Origin of the sequence: Bacillus sp. FSL R5-0576 (assembly GCF_038004765.1) — a bacterium.
Lineage (GTDB): Bacteria > Bacillota > Bacilli > Bacillales > Bacillaceae > Bacillus > Bacillus subtilis.
Genome location: NZ_JBBORU010000001.1, coordinates 920,855 through 943,232 on the forward strand (window position 1 = coordinate 920,855; position 22,378 = coordinate 943,232).

At 44.4% G+C, this 22,378-nt stretch carries 24 protein-coding genes; 12 read left to right on the forward strand and 12 right to left on the reverse strand.

Annotated features, from left to right (window positions below; genetic code table 11):
• Positions 1-10 precede the first annotated feature (10 nt).
• The 6 genes from NX903_RS04710 to spaC form a co-directional block, all read right to left on the reverse strand.
• Positions 11-631: an SDR family oxidoreductase gene (locus NX903_RS04710; RefSeq protein ID WP_086343643.1), complete on the reverse strand. Its 621-nt coding sequence runs from the start codon at positions 629-631 to the stop codon at positions 11-13.
• Positions 632-669: 38 nt separating this feature from the next.
• Positions 670-795 carry a hypothetical protein gene (locus NX903_RS04715; protein ID WP_003245136.1) on the reverse strand — a complete coding sequence of 42 codons (126 nt, stop codon included), beginning with the start codon at positions 793-795 and terminating at the stop codon, positions 670-672.
• Positions 796-899: 104 nt separating this feature from the next.
• Complete coding sequence (gene sspB, locus NX903_RS04720) at positions 900-1,103, reverse strand: beta type acid-soluble spore protein SspB (RefSeq protein ID WP_003233287.1); 204 nt, start codon at positions 1,101-1,103, stop codon at positions 900-902.
• Between the two features lie 212 nt (positions 1,104-1,315).
• Positions 1,316-1,534, reverse strand: a complete 219-nt coding sequence (locus NX903_RS04725) for a YheE family protein (RefSeq protein ID WP_010886462.1) — start codon at positions 1,532-1,534, stop codon at positions 1,316-1,318.
• A 149-nt stretch (positions 1,535-1,683) separates the two neighbouring features.
• Positions 1,684-3,045: a spore coat associated protein YheD gene (gene yheD, locus NX903_RS04730; RefSeq protein ID WP_086343644.1), complete on the reverse strand. Its 1,362-nt coding sequence runs from the start codon at positions 3,043-3,045 to the stop codon at positions 1,684-1,686.
• Positions 3,035-4,126 (reverse strand): spore coat associated protein SpaC, encoded by a 1,092-nt coding sequence (spaC, locus tag NX903_RS04735; protein ID WP_003245845.1) that lies wholly within the window; start codon positions 4,124-4,126, stop codon positions 3,035-3,037. Before spaC ends, yheD begins: the two co-directional genes overlap by 11 nt.
• Positions 4,127-4,392: 266 nt before the next feature.
• On the opposite strand from spaC, the gene NX903_RS04740 reads away from it, so the two are divergent.
• Complete coding sequence (locus NX903_RS04740; RefSeq protein ID WP_021479649.1) at positions 4,393-5,526, forward strand: DUF445 domain-containing protein; 1,134 nt, start codon at positions 4,393-4,395, stop codon at positions 5,524-5,526.
• A gap of 92 nt (positions 5,527-5,618) precedes the next feature.
• Positions 5,619-5,972, forward strand: a complete 354-nt coding sequence (locus tag NX903_RS04745; protein WP_003224239.1) for a YlbF family regulator — start codon at positions 5,619-5,621, stop codon at positions 5,970-5,972.
• A 43-nt stretch (positions 5,973-6,015) separates the two neighbouring features.
• Here NX903_RS04745 and NX903_RS04750 read toward each other — a convergent pair whose 3' ends face one another.
• Positions 6,016-7,089 (reverse strand): DNA alkylation repair protein, encoded by a 1,074-nt coding sequence (locus NX903_RS04750; RefSeq protein WP_042977723.1) that lies wholly within the window; start codon positions 7,087-7,089, stop codon positions 6,016-6,018.
• 486 nt (positions 7,090-7,575) lie between these two features.
• Here NX903_RS04750 and NX903_RS04755 point away from each other — a divergent pair, with 486 nt between their 5' ends.
• A complete protein-coding gene (locus NX903_RS04755) occupies positions 7,576-8,442 on the forward strand; it encodes a Cof-type HAD-IIB family hydrolase (RefSeq protein ID WP_003233277.1) in 867 nt (288 codons plus the stop codon).
• Positions 8,443-8,553: 111 nt separating this feature from the next.
• Entirely contained in the window at positions 8,554-10,059 is a 1,506-nt protein-coding gene (locus NX903_RS04760) for a coproporphyrinogen III oxidase (RefSeq protein ID WP_042977725.1), read from the forward strand.
• A 17-nt stretch (positions 10,060-10,076) separates the two neighbouring features.
• Here the strand turns inward: NX903_RS04760 and khtU are convergent, their stop codons facing one another.
• The 3 genes from khtU to khtS all read right to left on the reverse strand — a co-directional run bounded on the left by khtU (position 10,077) and on the right by khtS (position 12,179).
• Positions 10,077-11,294, reverse strand: a complete 1,218-nt coding sequence (gene khtU, locus NX903_RS04765) for a K(+)/H(+) antiporter subunit KhtU (RefSeq protein WP_014476307.1) — start codon at positions 11,292-11,294, stop codon at positions 10,077-10,079.
• A 6-nt stretch (positions 11,295-11,300) separates the two neighbouring features.
• Positions 11,301-11,798, reverse strand: coding sequence for a K(+)/H(+) antiporter subunit KhtT (gene khtT / locus NX903_RS04770; RefSeq protein ID WP_003233269.1), 498 nt, complete (start codon positions 11,796-11,798; stop codon positions 11,301-11,303).
• Between the two features lie 63 nt (positions 11,799-11,861).
• Positions 11,862-12,179, reverse strand: coding sequence for a K(+)/H(+) antiporter modulator KhtS (gene khtS / locus NX903_RS04775; RefSeq protein WP_086343645.1), 318 nt, complete (start codon positions 12,177-12,179; stop codon positions 11,862-11,864).
• Between the two features lie 185 nt (positions 12,180-12,364).
• On the opposite strand from khtS, the gene NX903_RS04780 reads away from it, so the two are divergent.
• The gene (locus tag NX903_RS04780; RefSeq protein WP_041345194.1) at positions 12,365-13,132 is read left to right on the forward strand and encodes an enoyl-CoA hydratase; all 768 of its coding nucleotides are present in this window, start codon (positions 12,365-12,367) and stop codon (positions 13,130-13,132) included.
• A 20-nt stretch (positions 13,133-13,152) separates the two neighbouring features.
• Here the strand turns inward: NX903_RS04780 and NX903_RS04785 are convergent, their stop codons facing one another.
• A complete protein-coding gene (locus NX903_RS04785; RefSeq protein ID WP_041345192.1) occupies positions 13,153-13,338 on the reverse strand; it encodes a YhzD family protein in 186 nt (61 codons plus the stop codon).
• A gap of 126 nt (positions 13,339-13,464) precedes the next feature.
• Here NX903_RS04785 and NX903_RS04790 point away from each other — a divergent pair, with 126 nt between their 5' ends.
• The 6 genes from NX903_RS04790 to yhaL all read left to right on the forward strand — a co-directional run bounded on the left by NX903_RS04790 (position 13,465) and on the right by yhaL (position 21,197).
• Entirely contained in the window at positions 13,465-14,361 is an 897-nt protein-coding gene (locus NX903_RS04790) for an ABC transporter ATP-binding protein (RefSeq protein WP_003233262.1), read from the forward strand.
• Complete coding sequence (locus tag NX903_RS04795; RefSeq protein ID WP_086343646.1) at positions 14,354-15,613, forward strand: ABC transporter permease; 1,260 nt, start codon at positions 14,354-14,356, stop codon at positions 15,611-15,613. Before NX903_RS04790 ends, NX903_RS04795 begins: the two co-directional genes overlap by 8 nt.
• Positions 15,614-15,719: 106 nt before the next feature.
• The gene (locus NX903_RS04800; RefSeq protein ID WP_086343647.1) at positions 15,720-16,946 is read left to right on the forward strand and encodes a metallophosphoesterase family protein; all 1,227 of its coding nucleotides are present in this window, start codon (positions 15,720-15,722) and stop codon (positions 16,944-16,946) included.
• A 4-nt stretch (positions 16,947-16,950) separates the two neighbouring features.
• Positions 16,951-19,842 carry a DNA repair/recombination ATPase SbcE gene (gene sbcE / locus NX903_RS04805; RefSeq protein ID WP_086344580.1) on the forward strand — a complete coding sequence of 964 codons (2,892 nt, stop codon included), beginning with the start codon at positions 16,951-16,953 and terminating at the stop codon, positions 19,840-19,842.
• A 73-nt stretch (positions 19,843-19,915) separates the two neighbouring features.
• Entirely contained in the window at positions 19,916-20,860 is a 945-nt protein-coding gene (gene yhaM, locus NX903_RS04810; RefSeq protein WP_003245698.1) for a 3'-5' exoribonuclease YhaM, read from the forward strand.
• A 124-nt stretch (positions 20,861-20,984) separates the two neighbouring features.
• The gene (gene yhaL, locus NX903_RS04815; protein ID WP_003233252.1) at positions 20,985-21,197 is read left to right on the forward strand and encodes a sporulation protein YhaL; all 213 of its coding nucleotides are present in this window, start codon (positions 20,985-20,987) and stop codon (positions 21,195-21,197) included.
• Positions 21,198-21,237: 40 nt separating this feature from the next.
• Here the strand turns inward: yhaL and prsA are convergent, their stop codons facing one another.
• Positions 21,238-22,116, reverse strand: a complete 879-nt coding sequence (prsA, locus tag NX903_RS04820) for a peptidylprolyl isomerase PrsA (RefSeq protein WP_024571668.1) — start codon at positions 22,114-22,116, stop codon at positions 21,238-21,240.
• A 159-nt stretch (positions 22,117-22,275) separates the two neighbouring features.
• Here prsA and yhzE1 point away from each other — a divergent pair, with 159 nt between their 5' ends.
• Positions 22,276-22,362, forward strand: a complete 87-nt coding sequence (gene yhzE1 / locus NX903_RS04825) for a sporulation protein YhzE1 (RefSeq protein WP_003327753.1) — start codon at positions 22,276-22,278, stop codon at positions 22,360-22,362.
• Positions 22,363-22,378 lie beyond the last annotated feature (16 nt).

The window sequence follows — 22,378 nt, forward strand, 5'->3', positions numbered from 1 at the left end:
GTTTATGTAGTCAATAAGCCAGTCCGACACGGTATCCGACATAATCACCTGTAACGAGCTCACGATATAAAAAGTCCGCAGTATCGCCGACCGAAATGCTTGTGCCGCCCTCAGGCAAAACGTTACGCTCCGTACGATAAACGCCGGTTGCTGTTCCGTCCGGGAGGTAAGTGGGGCAGATGATTGTCCAGTCTAATGATGATTCTTTAAGCATTTCGTATACTTTTGCATGCTCCTTGGCTGCGCGGGTCTGCTTTCGTTTCGATTCATTTGTTTCAAACCGGTATTTTCCCGGTTCATATCGGGAATCTAGGATCCCTGCGGTGCCGATCGTAATAAGCCGTTTGATATGCTGTTCCTCCATAGCGGAGAGAATGTGTGCCATAGCAGTTGACAAGGTATCATCACCATCTGTGCCTAGACAGCTGATCACGATTTCAGCATTTTCCATTATTTTTTTCACATCTTCTAAGCGGCGGGCGTTCCCCATGACGGTTCTGTCTTTTGAAAGGGGAAGATCAGCATGTTGAGATCTGATCAGAGCGAAAATATCAAATCTTTCATCTGCTGCAGCTTGTGTTAAAAAGGCTTGTCCGACGCGGCCGCTGGCTCCTAATAAAGCGATTTTCATCAAAAAACCTCCTCGCCTTTCATTATAAAAGGATGTTCTCAGTTTGAACAGCGCGGGAAAGAATACCTGTACAAATAAACAGAACGATGGGAAACATATTCATGAATCATGGATACACTTACGAACTGAACCAGCTCCCAATTCACAATGGTGATGAATGACACCCCGATTCCCTCCCTTTTTTTCTAGGATATGTGGAGCAGGAAAAAAGGGTGACAAAATAAAGAGAGCGCGGAAACCGCGCCCTCTATAGCCATATATTGAATTGTTATTGAACTCTGCCGCCCATTTGCTGCTGAGCGAAAGATACTAAACGTTTTGTAATTTCTCCTCCGACAGAACCGTTAGCGCGAGAAGTTGTGTCCGCTCCAAGGTTAACGCCGAATTCAGAAGCGATTTCAAGTTTCATTTGATCGATAGCCTGAGCTGCGCCAGGAACTAGTAAGTCATTTGAAGAGTTTTGGTTAGCCATGTGTAAAATCTCCTTTTTTGTTTAGTATGGTTGGGTTAACTGGAGTTGCACCAATCTGTGAACCCTTCTCGGGTGTCACTGCCGCCTCGGCGTAACCCAATGCTTTGCCGGCTTGTTACTACGTATTATGTTAAAATGTCCGGAAACTCATGCGGAGAATTGTGTGGTAAATCTTGAGAAAGAAAAAAAGCTTAGCCGTTTAGGCGGCTAAGCTAGTCATAAATATGAAAAAGCATCAGTTCATGTATCTCGTTTGTAAGAGCAGGCTCGTCAGCGCGGGCGGGAAACAAGTCTCCCCATTCAATCTCACCGCTCTTATGATAGATGCCTTCATAATGGGTCCCTTTATAATAAAATGAAATTTTCCATCCGGGCAGCTTTTCTTTTGGGAATAAAGGTTTCCAGCTGAAATGAGAAATCATTACGGCCACGCTCCTTACATTTGGTATCAATTGACCTGAATATAAACGGCTTATGTTCATTGTATCATTGTTCCAGAACATCATTGAAGAGGCCTTAATATGCAGTTTGTCCCAGCCTTGGATAAAGATAAGCCCGCTTTATTAAAAAAGCGGACAGGTTACGAAGGCCACAATGCTTCAGGAGATATGATTGCCTTCTCAGATAAATATGACGCGTATTCAAAGCTTCTTCGTTTTGTAAGAGAATCAACATGATGCAAATTTGGATGAGAAAAAATGCTTCGGCCCGGGCGCGAATTCGCTTCAAACATCCATACTTTACCGTTCTGATCAATGCCAAAATCGAAACCGATCTCCCCGATAAACCCCTCGATATGATCATGAAGGACATGGCTTGCTGTCAGTGCCGCTGCAGAAAGCTTTTTTATGACCTCAACTCTTTCAGCGGGATCATCGTATACTTCCGCAAGTGTCTTTACAGTGCCGCCGTTAGAAAGATGTGTTGTAATGCTGTTCTTTCCGGAAATTTTTACGGCGATTGCTGTCACTGTCCATTTTCCTTTTCTGTTTTTATTGGTATGGACACGGAAATCCGCTGGTTTGCCTTGAAATTCGATGAGATCAACACCTTGCTGAATGAGAAAGTCGGACGGGTTGTGCTGTTTTTGAAATTCTGCAAGGAATGAGGCGGCATCGGAATAATCAATCGAAGTAAATGTTTTGGCGTCATTCGTATGCTTTACCGTCAGGCCGTCATCTGTTCTTGTCAGCTGATAAATGCCGGTGCCGAGTGCTCCATTTGCCGGTTTGATATAGACTTTTTTGTATGCGCCACAGAGCTCATCAATCAGCTCCACAGACGGTGTCAGCTCGGATCTAGGCAAAAAGGGTGCCGTTCTCGGATCTTTTTCGAGCAATTGATGAACGTTCCATTTATTGAAAAACGTTTTATTAAACCATGGGATCTGATATTCATCGATCAGCCTCTTTTTTGTATGTTGCAAGAGAAGTGAATCTTCAATTTTTCGGTTCGGCAAACGGTCATAAACGACGTTCGGCAATGGAACGATTTTTTTCTCCCAGCCGTTTTCCCTGTAAAGGAGGCCTTCAATCGTGCCTTCCTCCCAATTGATTTGGTGCGCGCCAAAAACGAAGCAGTAGCCCCCGGCTTGCTCGTGTAACGTGACAAGCTTAGAAAAAAAGAGGGAACGATCCTTAAATGGACGTTCAAGAGATACAGTAAACCCTGCCGTAAAGATGCCGACTAACGGCCCGATATGCACTGTATGATCATGAATCAGTATATCAGCCCTGCTTCGGTGGGGAAGCAAAAGCTCATGAAACAGATTTTCAGAGAGAAGCACGGTTTGTTCCAGATGCCGTCTGTAAGCAACGTGGCATCTGACAACCTTCGTTCCGAATGCGGCATGCAAAAGTCCGTCTCGCTTCAGCGAAGAGGGCAGAAACAGGGTGTTTTCACTGGTTTTGTCTATGCCGATCAAAAACCGTTTAGGATTCACGCGGAAGAACTCCTTTCTGGCTTTGCTCAGAAAACAGATATTGGCAGCGCTTTAGGGGACAAGTGTACAGCTGTTCTTTTTGCTCGGGAGAGACACGCAGGATTGACTTCCTGCCTGGTTTGGAATTGATATCTAAAATCCAAATTCTCCCGTCCTTTGCAAGACATATATCAAGACCGAGTTCAAACAACGGCCCATAGCGCTCGTCAAGATAATACGGAACCGATTGGGTAATCGAAAACACATCATCTAGTAAAACCACTTGCTGTTTTTTCGGTATATCTTCAAACCAGGAGTCAAATGTCAGCGCATCAGATCCGCCTGACAAATTGGCGAGCAACCCGTGTTTGTATCCGCGTCTTACTGCCTTTCCGACTGTATTCCATTCACCTGCTTCGTTTTTTTCCATAAACAGGCGAATATCACAAGGGTATTGTTCCTTATCTTGAATGTTTAAGTAAGGCTGAAGCAAATATTGATGCTGAAGCACTTTTTTGCACCATGTCTTAAAAGAAGTCTGGTTGGAAAACGTTTTTGTCTGCTTATCCTTTCCGATGTGATAAGTAGCAGTGATGTTTTTCTTGCCCAGCTTCAAAAGAATCACGCCTCTGCCTCCCGCGCCGAATGCCGGTTTAAGGATGCAGGCTTTTTCTTTGGATAAAAAGGAGTGAATTTGTTCGTAGCGGCTCACCTTTATCGTTTCGGGAATATAGGGATTGATTACAGAGTGCTGCTGCAAATCGTGAAGGACGGTCCACTTATCGGGAAGACCCCGCCCGATAAATTCCGTTTTCGGATATTTTTTGAGCCACTCAACGATTGGTTTTGCTTTTTGTGAATGTGAATCCTTGCCGTAAAAACAGCGATCATAAATATAATCTGGAATCGCCATTTCAGTTTCGTTCCATGTGCTGCTGGCCGAATGATAGACCGATGCTTTGACACGCAAAGTGTCAGGTGAAATATCAAATGGTGTAAACCGGATGAAACGTATGCCGAATTCGGGTGCTCTTTTGGCCAGTTCTGCGGAATAATCCGCTTCATGCTGGCGGGATAAGGACATAAAACCGAGTGTTATCATGGTGAGACTCCCCCTTTTATTCAAAAGCTGCCGGCGAGTGTCCGCAGCTTTACGCTAAATACATGTAAGACGAACGCAGCTGACGGTATTCTACTTTACAGAATACGATTCTCCACCTTGCCCTATTCCAAAAGAACAAGCTGATTTTCTAAGAACAGGAATTTGTCTCCTCGTTTGCTAAGTGATTGCATGAGCCTCTATAATACGTATAGGTACATAATCTATATGAAAAAAGCTGAAGCACAGATGGAGGAAGATGAATAGGAATGGGTATTGCAGGAACCTTTATTTTTATGATCGTGATCGGCGCTGCTATTGGAGCGGTGACCAATCATTTAGCAATTCAAATGCTGTTTAGGCCGTATAAAGCGTACTATTTGTTTGGGAAGCGAGTTCCTTTTACGCCCGGGCTGATTCCAAGACGGCGAGATGAACTTGCAAAACAAATGGGACTGATGGTAGTCAATCATCTCTTAACCCCTGAAGGCATTAAAAAGCGGCTCGTCTCTGATGCAGCCAAAACGCAGGCTCTTCGAGTGGGGGAACAGCTGATTCAAAAGCTGTCACTTTCTGAAGTGACAGTAAAAGAAGCGCTTGAAAAAGCCGGGATGAAGCGCCCCGAAAAAGCTGCTGATGCATGGATCAGCAGCTGGACCGATGATAAGCTGAATGAGCTTTTCCGCCAATACGGGGACCAATCGTTAAAAGAGCTGGTGCCTATAGAGGTGCAGGAAAAGCTTGAGGAAAAAATTCCGATGATTTCAGGATATATATTGTCACGGAGTGTCCGTTATTTTGAAAGTGATGAAGGAAAAATCCGTCTTGGCAATATGATTGATGACTTTTTAAAAGAGCGCGGCATGCTTGGAAGCATGGTGCAAATGTTTCTTGGCAATTCAAGCCTTGCGGATCGCGTGCTGCCGGAGCTGCTGAAATTCTTGCGGAATGAGGAAACAAATAAATTGCTTTCTGATCTCTTAAAAAACGAATGGGGCAAGCTGAGGGAGTATACGTTTAATGAAGCAGACGAAAAATGGAATGCAAAGGCGCTCATTTTCAGTTTGAAACGAAGAATGCTGCAAGCATTTTCGACTGCCCCTTTCTTCAACAATACGATTGGCACGCTTACCGTCCGCTATGAATCTGAGCTGACCCAGCAAATGCTGCCGGCACTATTAGACAAATTGCTTGAAGGGATTTCGTCCAACCTTGAAAGTGTCTTAAAACGGTTGCGTCTTGAGGAAATCGTCAAGGAGCAGGTGGATCAGTTCCCGGTGGAGCGTCTTGAAGAAATGGTGCTGTCCATTTCAAAAAAAGAATTTAAAATGATTACCTATTTGGGGGGCCTTCTCGGCGGAATTATAGGCGCGATTCAAGCACTGTTTGTCATCCTTTTTTAAGAAGAAATGGTTTTTGATTAATGAAAGGAGCTCCATAGTCTGTTATAGTGGAGTGGTATGTCAAACGGCAATGATGAAAGGAGCTATTTACAATGGCTGTTAATTTTTATGATGTAGCGTATGATCTGGAAAATGCATTACGCGGGAGCGAAGAGTTCACCCGTTTAAAAAACCTTTACGACGAAGTTAACGCAGATGAATCAGCGAAGCGCATGTTCGAAAACTTCCGTGATGTACAGCTTAGACTCCAGCAAAAACAAATGGCAGGAGAAGAGATTACACAAGAAGAAGTGACGCAGGCTCAAAAAACAGTAGCGCTTGTACAGCAGCACGAAAAAATTTCTCAGCTGATGGAAGCGGAGCAGCGCATGAGCATGCTGATTGGTGAATTGAACAAAATCATTATGAAGCCTTTGGAAGAGCTTTACGGCAGTGTTGAAGGCTAATCAGCAAAATCCCTTCTTGGATAAGAAGGGATTTTTTATTCATTCAGCAAACTTGGAAATCCAATGAATCTTTTACCTCTCCATTGATGATCACTGATAATGTATGAATTCCTTTGTAATGCTTTCTGGTGGTTAAATCCTTAAAGGATTGGTTTCTTGTGTATGGCTTCGTTTCGTTTTTTCGTATAGTTGTTTCAGTTATTTTAAATACTTTCTGATGACGCTGGCCTCTTGCTTTTACAAAATCAATTGCGTACTCAATTCTTACTTTTTGATCCCTGTCTGAATGAATAGAGAAAGAAAATTCAAGGCTTTCGCCAATAACTATACGTTTGGGCTGGCATGTTAAATCATGTAGTTGTATCGAATCAGCATTTTCATAACCAAAAAGCGCTAAGGCCTGTTTATCACCCTTTTTTAATAAGGTCCGATGGGCGTGTTTGATAATCCAGTCTGTATGGGGATGTGTTCCGTACCATTGATCTGCGACTTTTCTCAGTAAATGAGGATGCGTTTTTGATATATCATTAAGGTTGTTGGCCACGCTTTTCCTTACATATAAGGACTCGTCCTGCATCAGCTTCTCAAGGATCGGCAATACGGGGGAAGGGTCCGATTTCAAAGCCGGTATCGATTTTCCCCATGGCAGGCGGGGCCTGCTGCCTTCGCTCGCAAGTCTTCTCACGTGTTCATTTTTATGCTCAGACCATGCAAGCAATTGTGCAATCATCTTTTCTTGATCTAACAGCAAAAAAGGCCTTACAGCAAATTCTGAGGTCGAATATTGCGTAAAGTATTCCAATGCCTTTATTGATTCTTCCCAATGCGCTAACCCGTACTGTTCCACATAATCTGGAAATAAAATTCCGCTGAGTCCTTTAAAATGAGGTGCTGTATCCCGTAAAATTGCGAGCGCTTCAACGTATTGTTTTGGCAAAGTTTCGTATAAAGAAACTGTCACGCGGCGCATCCGCTCTTTTAAAGTGAGTTCAGGCCAGTCCTCCAGCCGTAATGTATCCAAGAATCTGTTTTTGTTAAAATCAGGATAGGATGACCTTACATGATGGATCAACTGAGATATCAGTTCTTCATTATATATTTCTTTTAAATCAGCCATATAAAACACCGCTTTTTCGTTTATTATTTATATTGTATGGGAATGTACGTTCTGGATCAAGTGTATGATCCTAAAAATTAACAACTGATCCTACCACGGATATACAAAAGTCGGTTACTTTTTTTAGTTAAAAAAACCCTTGTCATCGGAAAGGAAAACTGAGATAATAACATTGAAAGCGCCTACACTTACCTATTTCAAATGGATACGGTCGCATATCATGCCGTTATATAGAGGGGATAAGCAACAGAGAGTAAGTGTTCGGAGCGCATCATTGGTCAAACAAGGGGTTCCTGATACATGATTTTTCGTAAATCGAAATAACGATATTAGGGAGAATGGCTGCTTCGATCGTATCCTATCAACAAGCCATACATAAAGTCTGCTGAGCCAGGCTTTTTTTGCTTTAAGAAAAGGTTGTTCTAAACACAGAGACAGGGTCATATCCTATACACAAGTACAGTCATCAAGGAGGGGGACATCTCTGTGTCAAAACAATTGCTTGCCTTAAATATAGATGGAGCGCTGCTTCGGTCGAACGGGAAGATTCATCAGGCAACGAAAGACGCGATTGAATATGTAAAGAAAAAAGGGATTTACGTCACACTTGTGACCAACCGTCATTTTCGCTCAGCACAGAAAATAGCGAAATCGCTAAAGCTTGATGCCAAGCTGATCACCCATAGCGGGGCATATATCGCTGAGAAAATTGACGCCCCGTTTTTTGAAAAAAGAATTTCTGATGATCATACCTTTAACATTGTTCAAGTGCTGGAGAGCTATCAATGTAATATTCGGCTTCTTCACGAAAAGTATTCCATCGGAAACAAGAAAAAGGTGAATTCAAATTTATTGGGGAAAGCACTCATTCATCCGTCTGACCCGATCTTTTATCCAGTCCAGTTCGTTGAATCATTAAGCGATCTCCTCATGGATGAGCCGGTGAGTGCACCCGTCATCGAGGTGTATACGGAGCACGACATTCAGCATGACATTACAGAAACAATTACAAAAGCCTTCCCTGCGGTGGACGTGATTCGCGTAAACGATGAGAAGCTGAATATCGTCCCGAAAGGTGTTTCGAAGGAAGCGGGTTTGGCCCTCGTCGCTTCAGAGCTGGGCCTGAGTATGGATGATGTCGTGGCCATTGGGCATCAGTATGACGATCTGCCGATGATCGAACTTGCCGGTCTTGGGGTAGCGATGGGGAATGCCGTTCCGGAAATTAAGAGAAAGGCAGATTGGGTTACAAGGTCCAATGACGAGCAAGGTGTCGCTTATATGATGAAGGAATATTTCCGAATGCAGCAGCGAAAAGGATTTCTTGATAAGTTCCACATGAAACGTGTGTAAAAAAGCCGCTCGCACCCTGACAGGTGCGGCGGCTTTTTTGCCGGATTGATTTTAGCAGTTTATTTCTGTACACTAAAGAAAGTTTTGAATCTGATAAATTAGGTGATGAAGTTGCAAATTAAAATAGAAGGCATACATGATGACCGTCTGCATCGGCCTCTGCAAAATATTGCAAATTTGTTTTTTGAAGAGTGCGAGCTTGCGTATGGCGGAGAGGAGCCCGCAGATTTTGTCATTTCTTTAGCGTTGTCACAAACGGATGAGCATGTGACGGTTTCGGGAGAAGTGAAGGGAACTGGCATAAAGGAACAGCATACAAAATTCTTTTCTCCCGGCATGAATGAAAAAGAAGCTTTTAAGCAAGTGAAAAACACAATTTCTTATGTGTATCTCAATCTTCTTCAGGCGTATACGGGCATTACGCAGAAGTGGGGAATCCTCACAGGAATCCGGCCCACAAAGCTGCTTCATAAAAAACTGCAAAGCGGAATGTCCAAGGAGCAAGCGCATGCTGAGTTGAAAAAAGACTATTTAATTCATGATGAAAAAATCATGCTAATGCAGGAAATTGTTGATCGTCAGCTGGCGGCAGTGCCGGATTTGTATCGAGTAAAGGATGAAGTCAGCATTTATATCGGCATTCCGTTCTGCCCGACAAAATGCGCGTATTGCACATTCCCTGCGTATGCCATCCAAGGACAGGCGGGCAGAGTCGGCTCATTCCTATGGGGACTGCATTACGAAATGCAGAAAATCGGTGAATGGCTGAAGGAGCATGATGTTAAGGTTACAACCATTTACTTTGGCGGCGGGACACCGACAAGCATTACAGCGGAGGAGATGGATCTGCTGTATGAAGAAATGGTCCGCTCCTTCCCGGATGTGAAAAACATTCGTGAGATTACGGTGGAGGCCGGTCGTCCTGACACGATTACAGAAGAAAAACTCGCCGTTTTAAACAAATATGACATTGATCGGATCAGCATCAATCCGCAATCCTATGAAAACGAAACGCTAAAGGCGATCGGGCGGCACCATACGGTTGAAGAGACCATTGAGAAATATCATCTGTCACGCCAGCACGGCATGAATAATATCAACATGGACTTGATTATTGGTTTGCCTGGGGAAGGCGTGAAGGAGTTCAGGCACAGTCTTTCAGAAACAGAAAAACTGATGCCGGAATCCCTTACCGTTCATACTCTTTCATTTAAACGGGCGTCAGAAATGACGAGAAACAAGCATAAGTACAAAGTTGCCGGCAGGGAAGAGGTTTCTCAAATGATGGAAGACGCGGTAGCCTGGACGAAAGAGCATGGGTACGTGCCTTATTATTTATACCGCCAGAAAAACATTCTTGGAAACCTTGAAAACGTCGGATACTCTTTGCCGGGACAAGAAAGCATCTACAACATTATGATTATGGAAGAGGTGCAGACGATTATTGGCATCGGCTGCGGCGCTGCTAGTAAATTTATTGATCGGGATACAGGGAAAATTACGCATTTTGCGAATCCGAAAGATCCGAAATCGTACAATGAGCGCTTCGAGCACTACACGGACGAAAAAATCAAATATTTAGAGCAGATTTTTGAGAAAACGACAAAGCAGCACTGATCACAGTGCTGCTTTTTTTATCCCTGTTTTTTTGCGGGCTGGACATCAGGCTTCCATTTAAATACCTTGTTCAGCAAGCGGTAAATTCGTTTTGATTCCTTTGTGACAAGCGGTCCCAAAATCGCCAGAATGAGGACATATAATGCGGCAAACGGCTTTAATGTGGCTGACAGTCCGCCGGCTATCCCGAGATTCGCAACGATAATCGAAAATTCTCCCCGCGATACGATCGTCAGCCCGATATTCGATGAAGCCTTATGAGAAAGCCCTGCGCGTCGTCCTGCCACCATTCCGGCGATAAAATTTCCCAGAATGGTCAAAATCACTGCACCCAACGCAAGCCAAACCGCTTCACCGAGCGAAAACGGATCGATGCTGAGGCCGAAGCTGAAAAAGAACATCGCACCGAAGAAGTCGCGAAACGGAACGACGAGGTGTTCAATCCTATCGGAATGCTCTGTTTCTGAAAAGACCAAACCGAGCAGCAGCGCGCCGATTGCTTCTGCTACATGAATCGTCTCGGAAAACCCGGCGATAAAAAAGAGCGCTGCGAAAATGACGATAATAAACACTTCGTTTGAGCGAATGTCCAACAGTTTGTTCAACAGCGGCGGGAGTTTTCTTGCTGCGATAAAAAACAGCAGCATATAACCGAAGGCGATCAAAATGGACAAGAGTGCACTCCCTACGGATGTCGCATCACCTAGCACAAGGCCGGAAACAACGGACAGATATACGGCAAGGAAAATATCTTCAAACATGATGATGCCGAGAATCAATTCGGTTTCCGGATTGGCGGTTCTTTTTAAATCAACGAGCACTTTTGCGACAATCGCACTTGACGAGATTGTGATGACGCCTGCGAGGATGAGGACTTCCAGAAAGGAAAATCCGGTGATAAATCCGTAAAGCAGTCCGAGGCTGAAGTTAATCAAAATATAAATCGTTCCGCCGACCGCGATTGATTTTCCTGATTTGATTAACTTCCCGACAGAGAATTCGAGTCCGAGATAGAAGAGGAGGAACAGTACGCCCATTCGCCCGAAAAACTCAATGATTTCACTGCTTTGAATAAATGTTAGATCAATAATCCCTATTTTCGGCGCGTGCGGTCCAACAAGCATTCCCAGCACAATCAGAAACGGAATAATCGAAAATTTAATTTTATTGGCGATCACACTGGCGATTGCCACAAGCACAAGTGCAGTTCCGACTTCAAATACAAGATGGTCCATCGGGGCTCACACGCCCTCTCCAGAAAGAAAATCGTGAATCAGTTTCTTCAGATGCTTTCTCTCACCTGAGAGGACAAGGGTGTCATTTTCTTCAATAATCGAATCGGCTCCGGGATTTAGGAGCTTTTCCTGGTTGTGTTTGATAATGGCAATTACAGTGACATCGTAATTCTGGCGGACATCAAGCTCTCCGAGTGTGCGCCCGATCGATTTGGCGCCTTTTTCGACCTTAAACCATTCAATAATAAGATCGCTGAAGGCCATTTCGATGGACTCCAGAGCTTGCGGTTTATAGACCATGCCCCCGAGAATAGCTGCAATTTGCCTTGCTTCAGAATCATCCAATGAAATATTTGAAAGAAGCTCATCCGGGTCCCGGTCATTAAACCGGTAAATTTCCCTTCTTCCGTCATCATGAATGATAATCGTCATTTTTTCGTGGCTTCTTGTTTCGATTTCAAACTTTTTGCCGATGCCCGGCAGATCGTTTTCTTTAATATTCAATGAAAATCCCTCCGAATGTAGTGTTGGCAGTATGGGGTGAGTTACAAATAAAACTTGAGCAAATTATATTCGGAGGTAATTAGACTGGTATTTGACAGGGACGGCACAAGCCTTTTCCAGCCTGTTTATCAGCGGTTCGTCAAGTGGTTTGACAGAGAGCTGCCTGACAGACTGCGCCAGCGGGCTGTACTCTTTGATCAGCTCAGCCGGGTGCATGCTGCCCGGCGCCGGCGTTTTTGCCGATTGTGTTTCCTGCGGATATGAGGACATAGGCACATAGCTGTCAGTGCTTGCTTCAAACTGGGAAGGCAGAACCACGTCCGAAGGGGGAAAGTACACCATAAATAAACTTAACAGAAAACTGATCAGCAATTTATCCATGTTCCTTTCCTCCCTTCTCGTCAAGATATCCCTTCTTTTTCACTATATAAAACTTTATGTTTCCATTCAAACAATATGCATTTTTCAGTATCTATTGACCTTGAAAAATAAAAAGGTTTATTTGAGGATGGCGAGGAATGTATAGGAGAAAGAAAAAAGCAAGCGCATACATGGAGGTGCTTTATATGGAGTTTGTTCAATATGCATGTAATGGGGCCGTTGCAGAGATTATCCTGAATCGGCCTGATGCCCATCACGCCCTGAATGAACAGATGCTGTCTGAATTGAAGGAGGCAGTCGAAATGGCGGCTGCAAGCGAGGCGCACATCGTTCTCCTGAGAGGAAGCGGGAAAGGCTTTTCGGCCGGCGGTGATATCAGGATGATGACATCAGAGCATGACTCTGATCAATTTAAACGGCTGATGGATACGATTGAGGCTGTCACCCTGAATTTATATCAGATGAAGAAAGTGACAATTGCAGCCATTCATGGCGCTGCTGCGGGACTGGGCCTGAGTTTGGCGCTTTGTGCGGACATTGTGCTCGCTGAAAAAAACGCCGTTCTCGCGATGAATTTTATCGGCATTGGGCTTGTTCCGGACGGCGGAGGACATTATTTGCTGAAGAAAAGAATCGGTGAAGCAAAAGCGAAAAAACTGATTTGGAGCGGAAAAAAACTATCTGCCTCGGAAGCTGCCGATATGGGGCTTCTTGATGGGACATTTGCTGGAGACCCTGCCGAAGGCGCAAGACCCATTATCGAAACCCTGTTGGCCTCCCCTCTTTTGGCGATGATCGAAACGAAAGCTATTTTTCAAAGCCTCCAGATTGAAGAACTGAAAAAAGTGCTATCCCTTGAGCGCAGCGCCCAAGAGAGAATGAGAAGGACCAAGGATCACCAAGAAGGAATCCGTGCCTTTTTAGAAAAACGGGAGCCGAAGTTTCAAGCGTAACAGATCAGCCGGAAAGCTGATCATCTGTGAAACAAAATCAGCTTTCCGACTGCATTGACTAAACGATGAGTATGACTATGAAGCTCTTTTTCTTTTAAGAGGGCTTCACCATGCGTTTTTGCTGCTTCTTCATGTTCTGCCTCGAATCGCTCGTTTACCAGCGTGTTCCCCGAAGGATCAAATACGGTAAGGAAGTAATCAGCCATCAGGTTTCTCCTCCATTTTAAGGTTTATCAGTCTTTCTTCATTTATATTCTAAAAAGGAAATCAAAATCCTTTATTATGCTTTATCCAAAATTAGTATATAATGGGTCAGGGAAGGAGGAGATTCAGTGCTTACAATTGATCACGTAACGAAGACATTTGGAGATTATAAAGCCGTTGACGGATTGGACTTAGATATTCCGGAACAGCAAATGTTCGGTTTATTAGGCGCAAACGGAGCGGGAAAAACAACGACGTTTCGCATGATCCTAGGATTATTAAGCATTACGGAGGGCTCAATCAGCTGGAAGGGCCGTCCTGTGAATTATCATATCAGCAACAAAATCGGTTATTTGCCGGAAGAGCGGGGCCTTTATCCGAAAATGAAGGTAAGGGATCAGCTCGTCTATCTTGCCAGATTAAAAGGGATGGAGAAGCGAGAGGCTGTAAAAGAGCTCGGGACATGGCTTGAACGCTTCAATATTACTGATTACGAGAATAAGAAGGTGGAAGAGCTTTCGAAGGGGAATCAGCAGAAAATCCAATTCATTTCGGCAGTTTTGCATAAGCCGGAGCTCCTGATTCTTGATGAACCATTCAGCGGCTTGGACCCTGTCAATGTTGAGCTGTTAAAAGAGGCTGTGATCTCGCTGAAAAACAGCGGTGTTTCTATTTTATTTTCAAGCCATCGGATGGAACATGTGGAGGAGCTTTGTGAGAACCTTTGCATATTGCAGAAAGGAAAACCGGTTGTACAAGGCAAGCTGAAGGAGATCAAGCGTTCTTTCGGTAAAAAGAATGTTACCATTCACTCCGATGACGATCTGCGCTTTTTGCAGTCCCATGAAGGCATTCTTCAATGGAAGGAAACGGCAGACGGTGTCAAGCTGCAGATTGCCAATGAAGACATTTCTCAAGAGATTTTTGCTATGCTCCAAGGAAAAGGGTTTATCAGAAAGTTTGAGCTTGAAGAGCCGTCACTGCATGATATTTTTATAGAAAAGGTGGGGGCCGTCTATGAATAAATTTTGGATCATGCTTTCTCATACATACAAAAATAAGATTATGGCAAAATCCTTTATTATTTCGACTGTCATCACGGTGCTGCTTGTTTTAGTTGTAACAAATCTGGAGTCGATCATTTCTTTGTTTCAAGGTGACGATGCGAAAGAAAAAATCGCCGTTGTTGATGAAACAAACGAATTATATCCGGTTTTTTCTAAGCAGCTGAAAGCGGTGGATACAGACGGCGATTTTGATGTGAAGCTGTCGAAGCAATCGGAGGATGAGGTCACAAAGCAAGTCAAAGATGAATCACTCGATGGCATGCTCATCATCAAACGAGATGAAAAAGGGACCATTTCAGGAACATATAAAGCGTTAACGATTTCTGATGAAAGCACGTATCAAACGCTGCAGCAGGCGCTGACGCAAACCAAAACAGCTGTCGGAACAGCGGAGCTCGGCGTGTCGCAGGAAACGATTAGCAGCCTTTATGCGCCCGTTACTGTGGGGCAGAAGGCGCTGAAAGAAGGGGCAAAGTCTGAGGAAGAGCTTGGCCAGACGGTAGGGCTTGTTTACATTATGCTGTTCGTTATTTATTTCTCGGTGATTATGTATGCCAGCATGATAGCGATGGAGGTCGCAACCGAAAAATCTTCGCGAGTTATGGAAATCCTGATCTCAAGTATGCCGCCGATCCAGCAAATGTTTGCAAAGCTGCTTGGTATCGGGCTTGTCGGGATCACACAGCTTGCTATTATTATAGGAGCCGGCTCTCTGTCGCTTAAGCTGAACCAAAAGAGCGAAACGGCTTCATCTGTCGGCGGGTTCCTTAATTTGACCGACGTATCTGCAACCACTGTCATCTATGCTGTCATTTTCTTTTTGCTCGGATACTTTTTGTACGCGACACTTGCCGCGTTTCTCGGCAGTGTCGTCAGCAGAATAGAGGACGTGCAGCAAACGATCACGCCGATGACGCTTTTGGTTGTCGCCGGTTTTATGATCGCGATGTTCGGTTTGAATGCGCCTGACGCAGGATTTATTACGGTAACTTCGTTTATTCCGTTCTTTACGCCAATGATTATGTTCCTGCGCGTCGGCATGCTTGATATTCCGTTCTGGCAGGCGGCTGTCGGAATCGGAATCACACTGCTCACCATTGTCATACTGGCCGTTATCGGCGCCAGAATTTATAAAGGCGGTGTATTAATTTACGGCAATTCAAGCGCGTTCAAAGCGATCAAACAAGCGCTTCGTTTAGCGAAAAACTGATTGGAAAACAGCCTGGGGATTCTCAGGCTGTTTCTTTATTGACAGAACGTGCATTCGCAAGAATTCGGTGCTAAAATAAGGGTACTTCATCCTGGAAAGGAGCAGAATGTTGACTGATCTAACCTTTATTCATGCGGCAGATCTTCATCTTGACAGCCCGTTTTACGGGATATCGCATCTGCCGGAGCCGATTTTTGCCCGGATTAAAGAAAGCACGTTTGCAAGCGTGAGACATATGATAGACGCCGCAGTGAGAGAGCACGTTGATTTCATTTTGCTTGCGGGAGATCTGTTTGATGAAGCCAATCGAAGCTTAAAGGCTCAGCTCTTTTTGAAAAAACAGTTTGAAAGACTCAGAGAGTGCGGAATTTCGGTATACGTCATCTTTGGGAATCACGATCATCTTGGCGGGGAGTGGACGCCGATTGAATGGCCTGAGAATGTCCATATTTTTTCGTCCGCTGTTCCAGAAGAAAAATCATTTTTTAAAGAAGGCAGGCGCATAGCAAGCATTTACGGCTTCAGCTATCAGGCCAGAGCAGTGATGGAAAACCAAGCCGCCCGCTATCGGAGATCAACTGATGCACCGTTTCATATCGGCATGCTCCACGGCACGCTGTCAGGATCTGAAGGACACGATCCGTATTGCCCGTTTACACATGACGACCTCGTGAAAAGCGGGATGGATTATTGGGCGCTTGGCCATATACATAAACGCCAGGTTCTATCTGCCGAGCATCCGGCAGTCATTTACCCGGGAAACACGCAAGCACGCCATATGAAGGAGACGGGAGATAAAGGCTATTATCTCGTTCATGTGACAAACGGAGATATATCTTATGAATTTCAGAGAGCGCACGATGTCCTGTGGGAAAAAGCGGCGGTTGATGTGACGGAGGCAAAGAATATGACCGCCCTCTTCCAAATGGTGGAGAACACGTTTTCGAGGCTGCGGAAAAAGGGGAGCCCTGTTTGTGTAAGGCTTGTTTTACAAGGGACGGCGCCGGAATGGCTGCTGGAGGCGCCAAAAGGCACCTTAGATGAGTTTCTTGAAGCTCTTCAGGAGCAAGAAGCGGAGGAGGAACGTTTCGTTTGGCCTCTTAGATTGGACGATGAGACAGAAAACGAAGCAAACCTAACAAACCTTGATCCTTTTTTTGGCGGTTTATTTGAAGACATTGATCGCAGCGATCTGTCAGACGTGCTGGAAGGGCTTGAGCGGCATCCAGTGTATAGAAGGCACGCGGACCGGTTTAGCCAAGAGGAAGTAAAGGAAATAAAAGAGCAGGCACAGATTTTATTGAAAAGGCAGCTTAAGGTGCTTGATACATGAGGCGGTGACAGCTTTGCGAATTATATCTTTACATATCTACCAATATGGAAAATTTTCCAATCGGACCTTTCACTTTTCCGCCTCTCCTGTCCAAGTAATTTACGGATTAAATGAGGCAGGAAAAACGACGATGATGTCATTTATTGAAAGTATGCTGTTCGGTTTTCCAAAAACAAAAAAATATGAACCGAAAACAGGCGGTGTCTACGGCGGTGTTCTTGAAGCTGAACATCCTGAATATGGGGTGCTGAAGATCGAACGGACGAAAGGGACTGCCGAAAAACTAAGCGTGTACACAGAAAAGGGCGAAGTAAAGCAGGGAGATGTTTTAAAGCAGCTGTTCCAGGGCACAGACAGGTCGTTGTACAAAGCCATATATTCGTTTGACGTATTCGGGCTGCAGGAAATTCACGCCTTTAATCGGGATAAGATAGGGGAATTTTTGCTCTTTTCCAGCTTGTTTGGTGCTGAAGCCGTATCAAAGCTTGATTCAAGGCTGACGAAGGAAAGCGAAAGGCTCTATAAACCAAATGGGCGAAACCCTCAATTGAATCAGGAGCTGGAAACGCTTAAGCAGCTGGCAGTGAAGCTAAAACAGGCTGAAGCAGAGGAAGCGGGCTATCATCAGCTTCTCGGGGAAAAACGAACGCTTGAAGCCCGCCTTGCAGCCGCGGAAACCGAATTGAAAGAGACGGCGGGACATATCCGAATGATTGAGGGAGCGATTGAGCGAAAACCATTGCTAAATGAAAAAGCGACACTCGAACAGGTGATTGCAGAATTTCCGGAACATGCAGGACAATTTCCTGCTGACGGACTGCATCAGCTGGAAAAATATGAATCCCATCTGCACCCGAAATCAGCACAGCTTGAGGCGCTTCGGGTGAAGATGGCGGAGTTGGACAAACAGAGGCAAAAGCTTATCCCCAATAAAGAACTATTGGCGAAAGAAACGCTGATACAAGAGCTTTCGGCAGGGTTTCATATGTACCAATCCTGGGGAGAACAGCTGGCCGCCATTCAGGCACAGCTGCGCCAGACGTCTGCGCAGACAGCGGCAGGGCTGGAACAGCTCAATAAAACGGATGAAAATGAGCTCCTGAATATGAACACCTCATATGATTATGAATGGCAGCTTCAGCAAGCGGTGCAGCAATATGTACAGGCAAGAGACAGAAAACGGCAGCTTGACGAGACGTTTGAACTTGCCCGGCAAGAGCTGGAAGACGTGGAAAAGGCCGTTCATGCCGCTTCGTCCGCGATTCTTGAAAACAGCCAAAGAAAAGATAAAGAAGCAGCTCTTAGAGCATATGATGAAACACAGGGGCAGCACCAAGAGCAAGCGAAGCTCAGAGAACAGCTAACGTTTTTTGAAAGACAGCAGGCTAAACAGAAAAAGACTGTCATTGTAGCTGGTATGTTGTTCATCGTTCTCTTTTCTCTGCTGCAGCAATGGATTCCCGCCATAAGTTTCGGCGCTGCACTTATTGTGTATTGGCTTGTATCAGGAAAACCGTCTTCTCGAAACAGCCGAGAGACAAGACAGCCCATGACGGATATTTCACCAGCAGAAGCTGAAATGCTTAGAGAAGCGTTATGGGAGGATGACCGCAATAAGCAGCACCTTCTCACACAGCGTGCAGCGCTCCAGCAAAAAGAGGCGGCGTATGAAAGGGTCATCCAGCAGTTTGAACAGTGGGAAGCCGAAATGGCGCCGTCCTTTACACAGGTTGAGCGTTTTATGAATGAGCTCGGATTTAAGGAAGATCCATCATTTTTGCTTGATGCATACAGCTTAATGAAGGATGTTAAAAAAGAAGTGAAGAAAAAGCATGAGCTGACCATTGAAGCAGGCAGGCTGAAAAAGCACCGGAGAACATTCGAAGAACGCGTCAGTATGCTTCGTCCCGTGAATCAGAGTCAGGATATCTCCATTTCGGACGCCCTTCACACATTGCGGAAAAACATTGAACGTGAAAAAGAAATTGAGAAGCAAAAAAAGGAAATTGAAACAGATATTCATTATACAAAGGAACAGATGCTTGAACTTGAGCAAGAAATACAGTATTTCCACGCACAGATCGAACAGTTATTTGCCGCGGCTGCTGCAAAAGACAGAGATGCGTTTTTTGCCATAGCCGACATCAGCAGGCAATTGAAGGATACGGAGAACAAGCTTCATCACGTAAACGCACAGCTTCAAGGCGGACACCCGGAGGAACTTGAACTGGCAGATTCCAATACGCTTTCTGAATTGAAAGATAAGCAATTTGTTGAAAATGAAAGAAAAGAGCGGCTGACTGAGGAGATCGAGCGGCTCCGCAGCCAAATCGCACTGCTCTCAGTCAAACAGGAACAATTAGAGGCCTCGGGATTGGTGTCAGACCTCAAGCTTCAAACCGAAATGCAAAAAGAACGTGTAAAAGAAACGGCTAAAAAATGGGCCTCGATACAAATGATCAAACAGGTGATCAGAAACAAATTGGAGCGGCATAAAAAAATCGAGCTTCCGCGCCTTCTAGAGACGGCAGGAGAATTCTTCCGCCCTCTGACTGACGGAAACTACCAAACCATTTATTTTTCCGAAACGGATGATTCGATCATGGTTATGCATCGCGATGGAACTGTCTATCATGCGGAAGAGCTGTCACAAGGGACCTGTGAACAGCTGTATACAGCGATCCGATTTGCTTTGGCCGTTACGCGCCAGGATGGGTCAAAGCTTCCGTTCCAGCTTGACGACAGTTTTGTTCATTTTGATCAGGAAAGGCTGAAACGTGTATTACATGTTCTGTATGATTTATCTGAAGGCGGTAGGCAGATTTTGTATTTTACATGCCATGAGCACGTAAAAGATGCATTTCATAGCAGCCAAATCATCCATTTGGTGTCATAAAAGAGGTTCTATAGCTGAAAATCGGTATGTGATATACTGGTATTATGTAAGATACGGAGGGAGCTTTAATAGAATGGCTAAAGGGATTATGCTACATGAGGTTGGCGAACAGGTGGACCAGTATCTATTGATTAAATCCTCGACGAAAGGGATTGCAAGCAATGGAAAACCGTTTTTGACGCTGATGCTGCAAGACCAGTCAGGCGATATTGAAGCGAAGCTGTGGGATGCCAAGCAAAGTGATGAAGTGACCTATGCGCCGCAGACGATTGTCAAGGTCGTCGGCGATGTTCACCATTATCGCGGACGCACCCAGCTGAAGCTGAGAAATATCAGACCGGTAAGCGAGCAAGAAAACGTCAATATTGATGATTTTTTAGAAACCGCGCCGATTCCGAAAAATGAAATGATGGACACCATCACTCAATATATATTTGAAATGAAAAATCCGAATATCCAGCGAATCACAAGGTTTTTGGTTAAAAAACACGAAGCTGAGTTTATGGATTATCCGGCGGCTACGAAAAACCACCATGAGTTTGTCTCAGGTTTGGCGTATCATGTTGTCTCTATGCTGAACCTGGCGAAAGCAATAGCAGATTTATATCCGTCTCTTGATCGTGATCTGCTTTATGCCGGTGTCATCCTGCATGATCTTGGAAAAGTGAAGGAGCTGTCCGGCCCTGTTTCCACTTCGTACACGGTTGAAGGCAATTTGCTCGGCCATATTTCAATCATGGTGACAGAGCTTTCAAAAGCGGCTGAGGAGCTTCAAATCGATTCTGAAGAGGTGTTAATTCTTCAGCATTTGATTTTGAGTCACCACGGCAAAGCAGAATGGGGCAGCCCGAAACCGCCGATGGTGAAAGAAGCGGAAATTCTTCACTATATAGACAATCTGGATGCAAAAATGAATATGATGGACAGAGCGCTTGAGCGCGTGAAGCCTGGCGAGTATACTGAACGTGTATTTGCACTGGAAAACCGTTCCTTTTATAAACCGACATTTCATAAATAACTTAAAAAGGACTGATGCTGACATATTCAGCTCAGTCCTTTTTGATGCGTCTTTCCCGCACATAACTCGTCTCATTCCCGCATATGGTTAAGAATAAAGAATCTATGCAAAGGGGGAGGAGCCCGTGTTATTTTTTCCATGGTGGGTGTATCTTTGTATTGTAGGCATTATTTTCAGCGCATATAAACTTGTGGCGGCAGCCAAAGAGGAAGAAAAAGTAGACCAGGCTTTTATTGAAAAAGAAGGGCAGATTTATATGGAGAGGATGGAAAAGGAGCGAGAACGCCGCAGTTCTCAGCAGCATGAAGAAGAAAATCAAAACCATTCCATCGCATAAAAAAAGCTGTGCGGCTCAATGAGCCTGCACAGCTTTTTTATTATTTGGAACTGCTTGAAGATGAAGAAGTGCTGTTGCTTGTTGAAGATGTATTAAATGTGTCTTTCAGATCTTTATCTTTTACTTCGATGTCAGCCTTCTTCATGACTTTTTGAACAGCTTCCTGAACGGCATTGCTGTCATTTAGTTTTTGTTCAAGCACTTCAGATTTCAGTTCTTTTTTCATATCATCGTATTTGCCGCGTTCTTCTGTCTTTTTAATGATATGGTAGCCGTATTGCGTTTTGACAGGGTCACTGACTTCACCTGTTTTTAATTTGAATGCAGCTTTGCTGAATGTTTCGTCCATTTGGCCTTCTTTTGCAAACCAGCCTAGATCTCCGCCTTGTGAAGCAGAGCTGTCTGTTGAGTATTCTTTCGCAAGGTCTTCAAACTTCTCGCCTTTTTTCAGCTTTTTCTCTACTTCTTCAGCTGTCTTTTTATCAGCGACAAGGATGTGGCTTGCACGGATTTTGCCTTTTAAGCCTTCCCAGTACTCTTTGATATCGGCGTCTGTTACTTTGATGTTATCTTTAGCCGCTTTTTGTGTCAGCAATTCATATTTTACTTGTTCTTTTAGGTAATCCTTGCCATATTGCTTTTCGAGGGCAGTATATTGATCGCCAAGCTGCGTTTTGTATTCTTTCAGCTTGTTGTCAATTTCTTTATCCGAAACTTTATACTTCTTGTCCAATACTTTTTCTTGCACTAGCTGTGTCAGTACGCTTGCGCCAGCTGTTTTCTTCATGTTTGTGTAAAGCTCGCCTTTTGTGACATCGCCTGCGTCTGTTTTTGCGATGACTTCTTTGTCGCCGCTGCTGCAAGCACTGAGAGCGAGGATGCTTGTAGCAGTGATAGCTGCTATTGCGATTTTCTTCATTGTTTTCAAACACTCCTAATCATTCCAAATTAAATTACCTATGCGTATCATAACATATTGTGGCTTTCTGTAAAAAGATTTTAAATAAAGGGCATTCGTCTAGTCAAACTTTTGCTGATGACATACTTATATATTGATCAAGAAAAGGAGGTATGTAACATGAGCGGAGGATACTCTAACGGATTCGCGTTGCTCGTAGTACTGTTCATTTTGCTTATCATCGTAGGTGCAGCTTACATCTACTAAGCAGCCCGAGGATCGC

Excerpts from the sequence above, each read along its gene's own strand:
- sspB (WP_003233287.1), bottom strand. The coding sequence starts at position 1,103 with ATGGCTAACCAAAACTCTTCAAATGACTTACTAGTTCCTGGCGCAGCT.
- prsA (WP_024571668.1), bottom strand. The coding sequence starts at position 22,116 with ATGAAGAAAATCGCAATAGCAGCTATCACTGCTACAAGCATCCTCGCT.
- yhaM (WP_003245698.1), top strand. The coding sequence starts at position 19,916 with ATGGCTAAAGGGATTATGCTACATGAGGTTGGCGAACAGGTGGACCAG.
- NX903_RS04800 (WP_086343647.1), top strand. The coding sequence starts at position 15,720 with ATGTTGACTGATCTAACCTTTATTCATGCGGCAGATCTTCATCTTGAC.
- NX903_RS04740 (WP_021479649.1), top strand. The coding sequence starts at position 4,393 with ATGGGTATTGCAGGAACCTTTATTTTTATGATCGTGATCGGCGCTGCT.
- NX903_RS04750 (WP_042977723.1), bottom strand. The coding sequence starts at position 7,089 with ATGGCTGATTTAAAAGAAATATATAATGAAGAACTGATATCTCAGTTG.
- NX903_RS04710 (WP_086343643.1), bottom strand. The coding sequence starts at position 631 with ATGAAAATCGCTTTATTAGGAGCCAGCGGCCGCGTCGGACAAGCCTTT.
- khtU (WP_014476307.1), bottom strand. The coding sequence starts at position 11,294 with ATGGACCATCTTGTATTTGAAGTCGGAACTGCACTTGTGCTTGTGGCA.
- yhzE1 (WP_003327753.1), top strand. The coding sequence starts at position 22,276 with ATGAGCGGAGGATACTCTAACGGATTCGCGTTGCTCGTAGTACTGTTC.
- khtS (WP_086343645.1), bottom strand. The coding sequence starts at position 12,179 with ATGGATAAATTGCTGATCAGTTTTCTGTTAAGTTTATTTATGGTGTAC.
- NX903_RS04785 (WP_041345192.1), bottom strand. The coding sequence starts at position 13,338 with ATGGCTGATTACTTCCTTACCGTATTTGATCCTTCGGGGAACACGCTG.
- NX903_RS04745 (WP_003224239.1), top strand. The coding sequence starts at position 5,619 with ATGGCTGTTAATTTTTATGATGTAGCGTATGATCTGGAAAATGCATTA.
- NX903_RS04780 (WP_041345194.1), top strand. The coding sequence starts at position 12,365 with ATGGAGTTTGTTCAATATGCATGTAATGGGGCCGTTGCAGAGATTATC.
- NX903_RS04795 (WP_086343646.1), top strand. The coding sequence starts at position 14,354 with ATGAATAAATTTTGGATCATGCTTTCTCATACATACAAAAATAAGATT.
- spaC (WP_003245845.1), bottom strand. The coding sequence starts at position 4,126 with ATGATAACACTCGGTTTTATGTCCTTATCCCGCCAGCATGAAGCGGAT.